The following is a 14,563-nucleotide window of genomic DNA, read 5'->3' as shown; positions in this document are numbered from 1 at the left end:
GCAAATGTTCCCGCTGTTCGGGCGGAAGACCAATGGCCATCTCGTCGACTATGAGCCGTCGGGCAACGGCGGCGTCAATGCCGGGGTGGACATGGGCGGTGGGTTCGGCGACATGACGGCCATCGTGCAGGCGAATGTGTCGGCCAACGGTACGGGCAATGACCTCTACTACCGGATGAACGGCAACCTCTACTACACCGCCGAGCGCGGCAACGACACCAAGCTCATCGGTGGCGGCTGGGACATGTTCAATCTCCTGGTCTCGGTGGGGAACATGGGTGGTACCGCCGAGCCCGATCTGATCGGGCGGGACGCCGCCGGACAGCTTTGGCTCTACCAAGGTCGTGCCGACGGGCAGTTGGAGGCAAGGATCAGGATCGGGAGTGGTGGCTGGAACGGAATGGACCGTCTGGTCGGCCGGGGCGACTACACCGGTGACGGCAAAGCCGACCTCATAGCACGCGGCACCGACGGCACGCTCTACATCTACCCGGGCACGGGCAACGCGGTGGCGGACTCGGCTCTGGGGAGCCGCATCACTGTGGGCAAGGGCTGGGACCAGTACGTCCTGCTGGCATCCACCGGCGACAACGACGGTGACGGCAAAGCCGACTTGATCGCCAGCGACAAGGCCGGAGCGCTGTGGCTGTTCAAGGGCACTGGCAACCCGAGTGCCCCCTTTGCTCCCCGGGTGCAGATCGGCACCGGTGGTTGGGAAGGCTTCAACACCCTCTTCTGAGCGCGGCGTTCCCCCTATCCCCACCCAGCAGAAGGCTGATTCCACATGCGTATCAACGCACCCTGGACCAGACGCCGACGCCTCGGCAAATGGTCGAAACTGGCAGCCGCCACGGCCTTGGCCACTTCGGTGGCTGTCACTGTCTCCGGCAGTGGAGTGCAACCCCTCCCGGCCATCCACTCGGCCGCAGCGAGCTCGGACGCACCTGACCAATTCGATCTCAACGCGGCGGCACAGGTCCGTGAGGACCAGTGCAGGCTCGGCTTCGTCCTGCGCAAGGGCGGCGCCGAGATGAAGGCGGTGGCGCGGGCCGGCCTCCACGGCACCGATGCCGAGTTGCATGCCGCTGCGGCCCCGAACTTCTGGGACCACACCCCGCTCAGCTTGGCGTTCGACAAGGACCAGAAGTGGTCCGATGTCAAAATGGCTGAGGTCAACGGCAATTTGCTCGATGCAGATAGCCGCTACACCGCCTGGTCGAAGGAGGTGAGCTTCAACTGGAATGACTGGACGCCGAACTACCCGACCGATCGCCTGGATACTGTCTTCAGCGAGACCGGTTATGGTGGCTGGCTCGCAGCGCAGTTCTGGGCGAACCAGTCAGACTTCTACTCGGATCCTGCTGCACTGGCGAGCAAGGAATCTGTCGAGGCGGCAACTCAGATCGCCAAGGCGCGATACTACCCCGAGTCCTCGGACAACTATGACGATCGGGCTGCTTGGGAAGGGAAGATGTCGGATTCGACAATCAATCCCAAGTATCACGCGGACGACATCCGCATCTTCCTGCAGAACGGCGGATTCCCTACCACTGCGCCTGACCCGGGCTCGCTGGAGTTCCGGATCGACGTCGAAAACCTCAAGGCGCGCTTTGCCTCCTGCACCAGCACGAACCCGCCCGACCCGCACAAGGTTCTCGGTCCTGAGCTGACCATCGCGTCCACCGAATGGCAGGCGGAGATATCCGGCCAGAAGGGCCAGAGCGACGACATCCTCGACGCCGAGGCCAAGGCCAATAAGAATCTTCAGGTGGCCGCGCAGGCGATGGGTGAGGCCATTGCTCAGTCGAGGATCGCGAGTCGACTGACGTACTGGCAGGCTTATTGGACCGGGCAGGATCCGAACACGAATCACGACTACCCCAAGGCGGACCAATTCGCCGAGGTCAAAAGACGTATCGGCAACGCCCAGGCCCGCGCAACCGGCCGGGTGTTCGTCGCCTCACGGGCAGCCTTGGACGCAAAGACCCAAGCAGCCAAGGTGGATGCGGCCCAGCAGGCCGCCTACGCCGTCGCCGACGCCGCCGGGCTACCGCGTGGCCGGGGCCTGATGTACGCGCAGCAGGCCGCCCAGATCACCAAGGCGTCGGCAGCCGCAGCCCTGGCCGCCTCCAAGGCCACGGAGACCGCGATGAACGCGACCCGTGCGTCGGTTGCGGACGGCAAGACACTGAATGCCCTGGCCATGACGCAGGCACACGCGTCCAAGGCGGAGTTCAGGAGGAAGGCGGCAGAGGAGGCGGCATCCCAGGCCAAGGCCGCTGCCGACGGTGCCGCTCTTCAGGCCACCAAGGCCGCCGAGAACGCGACCAAGGCCAAGGCCGCCCAGGCCAAGGCGGAGGCTGCCGAGAAGACGGCCAAGGACGCCGCAGCCGATGCCAAGGCCAAGCGGGCCACCGCCGAGACCGAGCGCGACAACGCCAAGGCACAGAAGGAGATCGCGGCCACCGAGCAGGCCAAGGCCGCTGCCGCCGACAAGCAGGCGCAAGGTCAACGGGACATTGCCGCGTCGAAGTTGAGCGAGGCACAGGCGGCGGGCAAGACGGCAGCCGACAAGAAGGACGCGGCGGTGGCGGCCGAGGGGAAGGCGGCCACGGCACGCAACAATGCTGCGGAAGCCGAAAGCAATCGGGATGTCCTGTCAGCGAAGGCCGACGCCCTTGAGGCGAAGGCCGACGCCGACGACAGCACCGACGCGGCCCAAGCCTCGCGCGATGCGGCGACCCGGGCCCGTACGGCTGCCAATGAGGCGACCACGGCAGCGACCAACGCGCGTGCGGCGGCGGATGATGCCACCAGCGCGGCGGCCAATGCCCGTGAGGCGGCGACGAAGGCGGAAGCTGCTGCGGCGCGTTCCAAGGCGGCGTCCGACGCCGCGCAGCGGGACGTGGCTGTCACACACGCGGCGGTGACGAAGGCGCACGCAGCTGCCGCCGACGCGATCGAGGCATCCGAGGCGGCCGCACAGAACGTCCGGGCGGCCAAGGCGCTCGCCGACACGGCTCAGGCCAGGGCAGCCGAGGCCAAGGCCGATGCCGCCATCGCCCGCACGGAGGCCAACGCGGCGGGCGGGACCTCGATCCAGGCAGCGGGCTTCGCCTATGCCACCGCACAGGCCTCGCTCGCGGCCCGTGACTCGGCGGCACAGGTGGTCCAACCGGCCAACGACGCCATCGAGCTGGGCTCGCCGTACAAGGAGACCGACTCCTCGGCCGGCCTCGCTGTGCTGACTGGTCAGGCCGCCAAGACGGCAGCCGAGCAGCAGCAGGCGGTCGCCAAGGCCAAGGCCGACCAGGCCGCGAAGGCGGCGGCCGACGCCGCCAAGCTCGCCGCACAGGCCGACGCCGACGCCAAGGCCGCGGTCACCGCTGCCGCTCAGGCTGCCGATTCCGCAGCTCAGGCCCTGCTCTCGCTGGCCAAGGCGCAGGCATCGGCCAAGGAAGCGGCGGACGCGGCGAAGGCCGCGAAGAAGGCCGAGGCGAACACCATCGAGTACGACCGCCAGGCGACGGCCGACGCGGCGGCTGCCCTCTCGGCTTCCACCGAGGCGAGCGGTTACGCGAGCGACGCCCGGAGTTCGGCGGACGCCGCCGAGCAGAGCGCGAGCTCGGCTCGCAAGGCTGCCTCTGACGCCGAGAGCGACGCGTCCACCGCACGTGGTGTCGCCGACAAGGCGGAGACCGACGCCACCACGGCGGAGCAGGCGGCCACTCGTGCCCAGCAGGACGCCAAGGACGCCCAGGACGCGGCGACCCGGGCGGAGAACCAGGAGTCCCGCCGGACCATCGACACCGGCGGTGCCACCGCCGTCGCCGGCATGTTCACCAAGCAGGAAGTCACTCCGCTGGAGGACCCCAAGCCCCTGAACGACTGCGTTCTGGGCATGGGCAACAGCGGTTGTGACGTGAAGTTCCGGATGCACTTCAAGCTCACGATCGACTTCTACCTGTGCAACGCCCCGGACGCGGGCGCCGATGTCTCGGCGGCCACGTGCCCGGCGGACGCCATCGTCTGGCTCGGTCGCAACACCACCGAGCGGACGGCCGAGGTCACGAAGCACTTCAGCAACTGGGACATCACGAAGATCGTCGACAAGGCGGTCCTGGCAGCACTGTGGGAAGGGCTCACGCACGACTTCGTCGAATGCGCCAAGGGCAGCATCAGCGGTTGTGCTTGGTCCGCCAGCTGGTTCGTACCGCCGGCCAAGATTGCTGAGGCCGTCGATCTCTTCCGGGCCCTTGATGCCTCCCTCCACACCGGGCTCGGTATCGGGGATGCCTACAAGGCGCTCAAAGTCCTGGGGCTCGACGCCGAAGTGATGGCTGCCATCGAGCGTGAAGTCCTCGTCGTCGAGGATGCACTCACGGTGTGCACTCGCAACAGCTTTCCCGAACACACTCGGGTGCTGATGGCAGATGGATCTCACCGGCCCATCAGCTCACTTCGCTCAGGCGATACGGTCCTCTCGACCGATCCGGATACCGGCGAAAGCCGGGCGGAGCGGGTGAGTTCCACGTTCAAGCACGACACCGAGCGGTTGGTGGATATCGCCTTCGCTGATGGTGGCAATCTCACCAGTACCGCAGGCCATCGCGTGTACGTCTGGGATCGCGGCTGGACGTTCGCATCCGATGTGCATGTTGGAGACCGACTGCGAGGCCCTGAGAGTACCGTTCGCATGGTTAGTGCCCTCAATGACCGCTCCAGTATTGCTCCGGAGACGGTTTATGACCTGACCGTCGATGCGTTCCACACCTTCTACGTAAGTACCGAAGGCGCAAAAACCCAGGATGTTCTTGTCCATAACTGTCTGAATCTCACGCTTCACGAAGGTGACCGGGGTGCACACACAATCCTGGATCACGTCAAAACCACTGCGCAGCGTGCGATACAGAAAGCCAAAGATGAGCTGCTGAAAAACCCTAGATCTCCCGGTGAGACGGGGGTCTGGGCGGACCTTGACACCGCCCAGCGGTCGGTGGATGAGGGATTCAAGAAGTGGCTTACAGGTGGCTCGCCGAAGCAAAACGGCGCAAACCAGAAGAAGCTGGACAACTGGATGAGAAAAACTAGGGCAGATTCGGAGAATCCACTAGACCTCTTCTCCTTTAGGGTCACGCTGGACGATCCCGCCTCGCTCGGGACCGTTTGGAGTCACACCGAGGAGAGCTACCCGGCTGGGAACTCCCTGACCATCACTCTGAAGCGGTCCAAACACAAGCCCGGTTATATCGTCTACACGTCCTATCCGCTTCGGTAGAGGTCATGATGAACGGCAGGCAGGAAATCTGGATCGACTTCGGGCTCAGCGGGCTCACCAAGTGGTTCCACGGGCCATTGAGCATGGAGATGTCGGAGCGCGACCTTGTCGCTGCCGCTGCGGACTGGGGCGACGGCAGCTACGCCCCGACGCTCCTGGAAGACGTCCTCAGGTTGCTGGAGTCCCCGCTTTCCACCGAGGCGATCGACATGCTGTGGTGTGCGGCGACAGGGCGGAGCTATGCTCCGGATCGCTGGGAAACCGGCGGCAGAGACTGGCTCCGCGAGGTCGCGCGGGTCTGCGTGGAACGGATCCGTCAGGACGATCCTGCCTTCGAGCCCGGCCAACCCGGGCCAGTCCCGAACGGGCTCGGAGAAGACGTGCTGTCCGAGATCCGGTCCGTGAGGGCGGCGTTGGAAGCAGCCACCATCCGCGACGGTATCCGGGACGTGGTGCCGACGCTGGAGCAGGTCGTCACGCAGGTCGATCCGGATCTGGGCTTCCGGCTCTTCCTCCGGGTGATGAAGGCGTACCGAGTTCCGATTGGTGAAACGCAGCACGACCGTTACCACGAACTCGGTGAGACGTTCGGCTACAACGAGTTTGTTGTCGACGACGGCGACTTGTATGTGGGGCCTGGCATGGAGTAACAGCACACAGCTCCGAGGGTGGCACGCACGTGATCACGTGCGTGCCACCCTCGGGTGTGCTTCATGCTCACTCCACCCCGGGCTACCGATCACGGATGGGCACTCTGATCAGCTGGATGCCCGGGCCCAGGCACTGGGGCAGCTTCAGACGCCCACACAAAGACCCATCCGGGAGCCGCAGTTAGGCCGTGGCCCGCACCGATATCGGTGCGGGCCACGGTCGTTCTAATTGGCGCTGGGGGTACCGTCGGAGTGTTGCCGCAGAACGGAGTTCGTCGTGCCGCAGAGCGTCGAGGAGCACACCGGTGCGCGGATCGCCCGGATCCGTAAACAGAGGGGTCTGACGCAGCAGGGGTTGGCGATGCGTGCCAATGTCTCCAAGTCGCTGTTGTCGAAGGCCGAGTGCGGGCAGAAGCCGGCCTCTCCGGCGCTCGTCTCCGCCTGTGCCCGCGCGCTGGGGGTCTCGACGTCCGATCTGCTGGGCCAGCCTTATGCCGAAGAGCTGCGCCGCGACCGTATGGACGCGTTGATCCAGCCCATCCGGGAGGGCCTGGAGAACTGGGATGTCGCTCTCGACTGGGAGAGCGCGCCGCGTCCGGCCGCATTGATCCGGGCCGATGTCCAGCAGGCGCTCACGCACCGGCGTCAGGCGCAGTACACGGATATGGTGCGCGATCTGCCGGCGTTGATCGACGAGTCGGTGCACGCGGTGCACACCACCGCCGGTGACGATCAGCGGCTGGCGTACGAGTGCCTGGCGGGGACGTTCCGGTGCGTGTTCACCGTGGCGTGGAACTTCGGTTATGTCGACCTCGCCACCGTCGCGCTGGACCGGCTGGCGTGGACTGCGCCGCGCGCCGATGAGCCCGGTCTCGCCGCCATGCATGCCTACCTGCGAGCGCAGACGACGATGTCGTCCGGGCGGTACGACGTGGGGATGCGGGTCATCGACCGAGGGTTGCGGGATCTCGAAGGCCAGGACGCGCGCCGCCCCGGCGGCCTTGAGGCCATGCGGGGCGTGATGCACCTGCGGGCCGCGGTGCTCGCGGGACGGATGAAGGACCGGGAGCACGCGGACGCCCGGCTTGCCGAAGCCCGCGCTCTTGCCCGGACCACGGGCGAGCTGCCCGACTTCGGCGTGACGTGGGGGCCCACGAACGTCGGAGTCCACGCTGTGGCCATCGCCTCGGAGATGGACGACTTCGGGCGCGCCGTCGAACTGGCCGAGGACGTACGGATTCCGAGTGGCTGGACCCGCTCCCGGGCCGGTCACCACTGGATGGACCTCGGCCGGGCACATGCCTGGGCAGGCCACCCGGAGCAGGCCCTTGACTGTCTGCAACGCGCCCGGCGCATCGCACCGCAGCAGACGCGCTATCACCCCACCGTGCGGGAAAGCGTGCTGGCCCTCAAGCGGCGAGAGCGGGCGCGCAGCAGTTCGTTGGCGCGGTTTGCGGAGTGGGTCGGGATCTAGCAGATCCAGGGCGCGAGGAGTTGCACGGTTCGGTGCAACTGCACGGCGTTGCAGGGCGACAGGCTGACGTCCAGTCAGCACCCCCGCGACCGTGCAACCGGTCCGGGGGCATGGCCAACGCCGATGGGAGCGTCGACATGCCGCACTGTATCGCCCGTACCTTCGAACTGTTGTTGAGGTCGTTGCGTCCCGTGCCGGGCCGTCACCGGACGGCTGCCGGGCCGCCGATCGTGCCGGAACGCATGGACTCGCTGACGCTGCCTCTGCCGCGCGTGCGCGTGGGCCGGTGAGCGCAGTGGGGTACGGGCCCGTGGAGAAGGATGCTAAGCCTCGGGGGCTGTGCTGGGAGGAGACGCCCGGCAATCCGGCCCGCAACTGCACCCTCGAAGACCGCCACGACGGGCATCACTTCCATGAGTACTCCGGTGCTGCTTGGGACCGGAGAGGCACGCTGCTGTGAGCCCGCTTGAGCAGACGCCGTCTGTCGGGCTGACCCTGCGGGTCTCGCGGGACAGCGGCCGGACATGGGGGCCACTGCGGGTGGTCTCCCTCACGGGTCCGCTCGTGCCGCTGTTGACCAGCGAGTGGCCACTGTGCCGGTGTCCCCGGTGCGTCCCGGGATCCCCGAGGGCGTTGCGGATCGTGGCAGGCGCCGTGCCGACGGCCAGTGACAGATGACGCCGGTCGGGTCAGAGACGGCCGCGCGCCTGCTTCGCGGTCCTCAAGGCGACGGGCAGGCGGTCTGTGTCGGGGTCCGGAGTCGTGCCGGAGCACGGTTTCGGACCCGTCCGCATGCCAGGCGCCGTCCATCGGTGCGCGCAGTTCAGGCACCCACCCCCTACCCCCTCCGCCGCCCCCGCACAGGCCGACGCTTCAGCACCACATACACCGCTCCCACCCCCACAATCGCCGCCGCACCCACACCTGTCCACCCCAGGGCGCCCATCGAGCTCGACGAGTCCGTTGAGGCCGCTGCCGTGCCGGGGGACTTCGATGACGACGACGGCTTCTCGGGGTCCAGGGTGCCGATTGACGGGGACTTCGCCGCGATCGCGTTGAAGCCCCAGTCCAGGAGCGCGCGGGTTTCCGTGTAGACCTTGTCGTGCTTGTTCTCCTGGGGGTTCATCACCGTCACCAGGACCGTGTGGCCGTCGCGGGTGGCGGCTTCGGACAGGGTGTTGCCGGCGTGGGTGGTGTAGCCGTTCTTGCCGCCGATCAGGCCGGGGTACTTGGCCACCCCGTCGATGCCGGACAGCATGCGGTTGGTGTTCGAGATCCCGAACGGCTTGCCCTTGGTGTTCGGGCCGCCCGGGAATTTTGCGTCCGCTGTCGAGCAGTATTCCTTGAAGTCCTTGTTGCCCAGGCCTGAGCGGAGGAACAGCGACAAGTCGTACGCCGACGACACCTGGCCCTCCGCGTCGTAGCCGTCGGGGCTGCGTACGTGGGTGTCCTTCGCGCCCAGCACGTCCGCCTTCGCCTGCATGTCCGCGACCGTCTTCGCCACGCCGCCGTTCATCGACGCGAGGACGTGCACCGCGTCGTTGCCCGAGCGCAGGAACACGCCGCGCCACAGGTCCGCGCCCTGGTACGTCTGGCCCGGGACGATGCCGACCGCGCTGCTGCCGTCGCCCATGCCGGTGAGTTCGCCCGGTTCCACCTTGTGGGTGGCCGTGGCCGGGACCGCCGGCAGGACCGTGTCCGCGAAGAGCATCTTGAGGGTGGAGGCCGGTGGCAGTGGCCAGTGCGCGTTGCTGGCGGCCAACACCTGGCCCGTATCCGCGTCCGAGACGATCCAGGAGAGGGCCGATAGACCGGTGGGAAGTGCTGGGGCGCCCGCGCCCGTCTGCGGGCCCGGGCGGCCCAGCTGCTCGCCGCCGACCGTCGACATGTTCGCCGGGGGCTCCTTGGGGGCCCCGGCGCGCGGCACCCCGGGCGTCGGCTTCCCCGGCGCCGACTTCCCCGACGCGGGCGTGCCCGGCTTGGCGGTGTGGGCGGCTTCGGGCGTGCCCGGTCTGACGGTGTGGGCGGCCGCGGGGGCGACACCGGAGACCACCGCCGTCACGGCGAGGGCCGCGGTGGCCAGCGGGCGGCTGAACTGCACAGTTATCGGGGCACGCATGAACGCGAACGTACCCCACGGAATGTGTAGATCCTGTTGCGGGCTCTCCGCGACTGCGCAACGGACCGTAACGGCTGCATCCATGTGCCCCTATGGGCGAGGGCGACACCCCGGGAATCCCTCCGTGGTGCCGCCCTCACATACGTACGTACGCGTACGTATGAACCCGTACGTACGAAATCAGCCCTGCTGGCCGCCGCCCAGGTGGTGCACCCGGACCATGTTCGTGGTGCCGGGGACGCCGGGGGGCGAGCCCGCTGTGATGATCATGGTGTCGCCCTCGGTGTACCGCTTCAGCTTCAGCAGCTCCGCGTCCACCAGGTCCACCATCGCGTCCGTGTTGTCCACGTGCGGGACGACGAACGACTCGACGCCCCAGCTCAGCGCCAGCTGGTTGCGGGTGCCGGCGTCCGTGGTGAAGGCCAGGATCGGCTGGACCGTGCGGTAGCGGGACAGACGGCGGGCCGTGTCGCCCGACTTGGTGAAGGCGACCAGCGCCTTGCCGTCCAGGAAGTCCGCGATCTCGCAGGCCGCGCGGGCCACCGAACCGCCCTGCGTGCGCGGCTTCTTGCCGGGGACCAGGGGCTGCAGGCCCTTGGAGAGCAGCTCCTCCTCGGCGGCCTCGACGATGCGGGACATCGTCTTGACCGTCTCGATCGGGTACGCGCCGACCGAGGACTCGGCGGACAGCATGACTGCGTCCGCGCCGTCCAGGATCGCGTTGGCCACGTCGGAGGCCTCCGCGCGGGTCGGGCGCGAGTTGGTGATCATCGACTCCATCATCTGGGTCGCGACGATCACCGGCTTGGCGTTGCGGCGGCACATCTCCACGAGGCGCTTCTGCACCATCGGGACCTTCTCCAGCGGATACTCCACCGCGAGGTCGCCACGGGCCACCATCACACCGTCGAAGGCGGCGACGACGCCCTCCATGTTGGCGACGGCCTGCGGCTTCTCGACCTTGGCGATGACCGGCACACGGCGGCCGACCTCGTCCATGACCTTGTGGACGTCCTTGACGTCGTCGGCGTCGCGCACGAAGGACAGCGCCACCAGGTCGCAGCCCATCCGCAGCGCGAAGCGCAGGTCGTCCTTGTCCTTCTCGGACAGGGCCGGGACGTTCACCGCCGCGCCGGGCAGGTTGATGCCCTTGTGGTCGGAGATGACACCGCCCTCGATGACGATGGTCTTCACCCGGGGGCCGTCGACCGAGACGACCTTGAGCTCGACGTTGCCGTCGTTGATCAGGACCGGGTCGCCCTTGGAGACGTCGCCCGGCAGGCCCTTGTAGGTGGTGCCGCAGATCGACTTGTCGCCCGGGACGTCCTCGGTGGTGATCGTGAACTCATCACCGCGGACCAGCTCGACCGGACCTTCCGCGAACTTCGCCAGCCGGATCTTCGGGCCCTGGAGGTCGGCGAGCACGCCCACCGCCCGCCCGGTCTCCTCGGCGGCCTTGCGGACCCGGTCGTAGCGGGTCTGGTGCTCGGCCTGGGAGCCGTGGCTGAAGTTGAAACGGGCCACGCTCATGCCGGCCTCGATCAGAGCGACGAGCTGCTCGTGAGAGTCGACGGCGGGGCCCAGTGTGCAGACGATTTTGGAACGGCGCATAAGGCGGATCCTATCGGTTTGTTTCGCTGCGGAATATTCCGTCTGGTGGAATGTACAAATGGGCGGGATGACGCTCAGGTGTCATCCGGACCAACCGGAATTCCGGTCAGGAATTCACCAGGGCATACGTCTGCCGCGCGATCTCCAGCTCCTCGTCCGTCGGTACCACCGCGACGGCCACCCGCGCGTATTCCGGCGAGATCAGCCGCGGTGTGTCGGACCGTACGGCGTTGAGCTCGCCGTCGACCGCCAGGCCCAGCTCCTCCAGGCCCGCCACGGCCGCCTCGCGCACCGGCGCCGCGTTCTCGCCCACGCCCGCGGTGAAGACGACCGCGTCCACCTTGCCGAGCACCGCGTAATAGGCGCCTATGTACTTCTTCAGCCGGTGGATGTAGATGTCGAAGGCGAGCGCGGCCCGCTCGTCGCCCTCGTCGATACGGCGCCGGATCTCCCGCATGTCGTTGTCGCCGCAGAGCCCGACCAGGCCGCTCTTCTTGTTGAGCAGGGTGTCGATCTCGTCCACCGACATCCCGGCGACCCGTTTGAGGTGGAAGGTCACCGCCGGGTCGATGTCGCCGGACCGGGTGCCCATGACCAGGCCTTCGAGCGGGGTCAGACCCATCGAGGTGTCCACGCAGCGCCCGCCCCGGACCGCCGACGCCGAGGCGCCGTTGCCCAGGTGCAGGACGATCACGTTGACCTCGGAGGGGTCCTTGCCCAGCAGCTTCGCGGTCTCGCGCGAGACGTACGCGTGCGAGGTGCCGTGGAAGCCGTAGCGGCGGATGCGGTGGGCGTCGGCGGTCTCCACGTCGATCGCGTAGCGCGCGGCGCTCTCCGGCATCGTCGTGTGGAACGCGGTGTCGAAGACCGCGACCTGCGGCAGGTCCGGGCGCAGGGTCTGCGCGGTGCGGATGCCGGTGATGTTCGCCGGGTTGTGCAGCGGGGCGACCGGGACCAGGCGCTCGATCTCCGCCATGACCTCGTCGGTGATCACGGTCGGCGCGGTGAACTTCAGACCGCCGTGCACCACGCGGTGGCCGATGGCCGCGAGCTCGGGGGAGTCGAGGCCGAGACCGTCGGCGGCGAGCTCCTCGGCGACCGCCTTGAGGGCGGCCGCGTGGTCGGCGATCGGGCCGGTCACCTCGCGCTTGTCGCCACCGGCCGCCAGCGGGCTGTGCACCAGACGCGAGGTGGCCTCGCCGATCCGCTCGACCAGACCGGCGGCCAGGCGCGCCGAGTCGTTCATGTCGAGCAACTGGTACTTCACCGACGACGAGCCCGAGTTGAGCACGAGGACGCGCGACGGCGTCGGGGTCGGGTGGGCGGTGGTCATGCGGAGGTCTCCTGCCCCTGTGCCTGGGCCTGGATGGCCGTGATGGCGACGGTGTTGACGATGTCCTGGACGAGGGCGCCGCGCGAGAGGTCGTTGACCGGCTTGCGCAGACCCTGGAGCACCGGGCCCACGGCCACGGCGCCGGCCGAGCGCTGCACGGCCTTGTAGGTGTTGTTGCCGGTGTTGAGGTCCGGGAAGATCAGTACGGTCGCCTGCCCGGCCACCTCCGAACCCGGAAGCTTGGTCGCGGCCACGGACGGCTCGACGGCCGCGTCGTACTGGATCGGGCCCTCGATCCGCAGGTCCGGGCGGGCCTCGCGGACCAGCTTGGTGGCCTCGCGCACCTTGTCGACGTCGGCGCCGGAGCCGGAGGTGCCCGTGGAGTACGAGAGCATCGCGATCCTCGGGTCCACGCCGAAGCGGGCCGCGGTGGCGGCCGCCTGGACCGCGATGTCGGCCAGCTGCTCGGCGTTCGGGTCCGGGTTGACCGCGCAGTCGCCGTACACGAGGACCTTGTCGGCGAGGCACATGAAGAAGACGGACGAGACGATCGAGGCGTCCGGCTTCGTCTTGATGATCTCGAATGCGGGGCGGATGGTGGCGGCGGTGGAGTGCACCGAGCCGGAGACCATGCCGTCGGCCAGGCCCTCCTGGACCATCAGCGTGCCGAAGTAGTTCACGTCCGCGACCACGTCGTACGCGAGCTCCACCGTCACGCCCTTGTGCGCACGTAGCTCGGCGTACCGCTCGGCGAAGCGCTGGCGCAGTTCGGACGTCTGCGGGTCGATGAGCTCGCACTTGGTGACGTCGATGCCCAGGTCGGCGGCCTTCTTGCGGATGACCTCGACGTCGCCGAGCAGGGTGAGGTCGCAGACGTTGCGGCGCAGCAGGACGTCGGCGGCGCGCAGCACGCGCTCCTCGGAGCCCTCGGGCAGCACGACCCGGCGGCGGTCGGCGCGGGCCGTCTCCAGGAGGTCGTGCTCGAACATCATCGGGGTGACGCGGCCGCTGCGGGCCACCGACATCCGGGCCAAGAGGTCGGCGGTGTCGGTGTGGCGCTCGAAGAGGCCGAGCGCGGTCTCCGCCTTGCGCGGGGTCGCGGCGTTCAACTTGCCCTCAAGGGCGAAGAGTTCCTGCGCGGTGGGGAAGGAGCCGCCGCTCACCGCGACGACCGGGGTGCCGGGCGCGAGCTTGTCGGCGAGCGTGAGGATGGCCTCGCCGGGCCGCTCGTCCAGGGTGAGCACCACGCCCGCTATCGGGGGAGTGCCGGCGCTGTGCGCGGCCAGCGAGCCGACGACCAGGTCGGCGCGGTCGCCCGGGGTCACCACGAGGCAGCCCGGGGTCAGGGCGTTCAGGAAGTTCGGCAGCATCGCGCCGCCGAAGACGAAGTTGAGCGCGTCACGGGCGAGACCCGCGTCATCGCCGAGCAGAACCGTTCCGCCGAGTGCCGAGGTGACCTGGGCGACGGTCGGCGCGGCCAGCGCGGCCTCGTCGGGCAGCACATAGCAGGGCACCGGAAAACGGGCCGAGAGCCGCTCGGCGATCGCGTCGCGGTCCTGCGGATTCACCCGGTTGACCACCATCGCCAGCACATCGCAGCCCAGGACCTCGTACGCGCGGTGGGCGTTGCGCGCCTCGGCCCGCACCGACTCGGCCGTCTGGCCCTTGCCGCCGACCACCGGGATCACGGACGCGCCGAACTCGTTGGCGAGCCGGGCGTTGAGCGCGAGCTCGTCCGGGAGCTGGGTGTCGGCGAAGTCGGTGCCCAGGACGAGGACGACCTCGTAGTCGCGGGCGACCTTGTGGAAGCGGTCGACGAGCTCGGAGACCAGCTCGTCGGTGCCGCGCTCGGCCTGGAGCGCGGACGCCTCGTGGTAGTCCATCCCGTACACGGTCGCCGCGTCCTGCGACAGCCGGTAGCGGGCGCGGAGCAGATCGAACAGCCGGTCGGGGCCGTCGTGCACCAGCGGACGGAACACGCCCACCCGGTCCACCTGGCGGGTCAGGAGCTCCATGACTCCCAGCTCGATGACCTGGCGGCCGTCTCCCCGGTCGATCCCGGTCACGTACACGCTGCGCGTCACGCGTGCTCTCCCGT

General features: G+C 68.3%; 8 protein-coding genes. 4 read left to right on the top strand and 4 right to left on the bottom strand.

All coding sequences use genetic code 11. The features are described 5' to 3' along the window. Positions 1–4: 4 nt before the first annotated feature. From BG418_RS22155 to BG418_RS22140, 4 genes are all read left to right on the top strand, one after another. The gene (locus BG418_RS22155; protein ID WP_223185240.1) at positions 5–739 is read left to right on the top strand and encodes an FG-GAP-like repeat-containing protein; all 735 of its coding nucleotides are present in this window, start codon (positions 5–7) and stop codon (positions 737–739) included. Positions 740–784: 45 nt separating this feature from the next. Continuing rightward, positions 785–5,278, top strand: coding sequence for a polymorphic toxin-type HINT domain-containing protein (locus BG418_RS22150; protein ID WP_188275695.1), 4,494 nt, complete (start codon positions 785–787; stop codon positions 5,276–5,278). 5 nt (positions 5,279–5,283) lie between these two features. After that, complete coding sequence (locus tag BG418_RS22145) at positions 5,284–5,928, top strand: hypothetical protein (RefSeq protein WP_223185239.1); 645 nt, start codon at positions 5,284–5,286, stop codon at positions 5,926–5,928. A 277-nt stretch (positions 5,929–6,205) separates the two neighbouring features. Continuing rightward, positions 6,206–7,402, top strand: a complete 1,197-nt coding sequence (locus tag BG418_RS22140; RefSeq protein WP_188275694.1) for a helix-turn-helix domain-containing protein — start codon at positions 6,206–6,208, stop codon at positions 7,400–7,402. A gap of 838 nt (positions 7,403–8,240) precedes the next feature. On the opposite strand, the gene BG418_RS22135 is transcribed toward BG418_RS22140, so the two are convergent. From BG418_RS22135 to pta, 4 genes are all read right to left on the bottom strand, one after another. After that, on the bottom strand, positions 8,241–9,521 hold the full coding sequence (locus BG418_RS22135; protein ID WP_188275693.1) for a D-alanyl-D-alanine carboxypeptidase family protein: 1,281 nt from the start codon (positions 9,519–9,521) through the stop codon (positions 8,241–8,243). 180 nt (positions 9,522–9,701) lie between these two features. Next, complete coding sequence (gene pyk / locus BG418_RS22130) at positions 9,702–11,132, bottom strand: pyruvate kinase (RefSeq protein ID WP_188275692.1); 1,431 nt, start codon at positions 11,130–11,132, stop codon at positions 9,702–9,704. 106 nt (positions 11,133–11,238) lie between these two features. Beyond that, positions 11,239–12,465, bottom strand: a complete 1,227-nt coding sequence (locus BG418_RS22125; RefSeq protein WP_188275691.1) for an acetate kinase — start codon at positions 12,463–12,465, stop codon at positions 11,239–11,241. Beyond that, positions 12,462–14,549, bottom strand: coding sequence for a phosphate acetyltransferase (pta, locus tag BG418_RS22120; RefSeq protein WP_188275690.1), 2,088 nt, complete (start codon positions 14,547–14,549; stop codon positions 12,462–12,464). Before pta ends, BG418_RS22125 begins: the two co-directional genes overlap by 4 nt. Positions 14,550–14,563: the final 14 nt, after the last annotated feature.

It is taken from the genome of Streptomyces sp. CBMA152 (assembly GCF_014596475.1).
In the GTDB taxonomy this organism is placed as follows: Bacteria; Actinomycetota; Actinomycetes; order Streptomycetales; family Streptomycetaceae; genus Streptomyces.
Note: the sequence above shows the minus strand (reverse complement) of the source record. Positions and strands in the feature narration are given on the sequence as shown.

Excerpts from the sequence above, each read along its gene's own strand:
- BG418_RS22155 (WP_223185240.1), top strand. The coding sequence starts at position 5 with ATGTTCCCGCTGTTCGGGCGGAAGACCAATGGCCATCTCGTCGACTAT.
- BG418_RS22150 (WP_188275695.1), top strand. The coding sequence starts at position 785 with ATGCGTATCAACGCACCCTGGACCAGACGCCGACGCCTCGGCAAATGG.
- BG418_RS22145 (WP_223185239.1), top strand. The coding sequence starts at position 5,284 with ATGATGAACGGCAGGCAGGAAATCTGGATCGACTTCGGGCTCAGCGGG.
- BG418_RS22135 (WP_188275693.1), bottom strand. The coding sequence starts at position 9,521 with ATGCGTGCCCCGATAACTGTGCAGTTCAGCCGCCCGCTGGCCACCGCG.
- pyk (WP_188275692.1), bottom strand. The coding sequence starts at position 11,132 with ATGCGCCGTTCCAAAATCGTCTGCACACTGGGCCCCGCCGTCGACTCT.
- BG418_RS22125 (WP_188275691.1), bottom strand. The coding sequence starts at position 12,465 with ATGACCACCGCCCACCCGACCCCGACGCCGTCGCGCGTCCTCGTGCTC.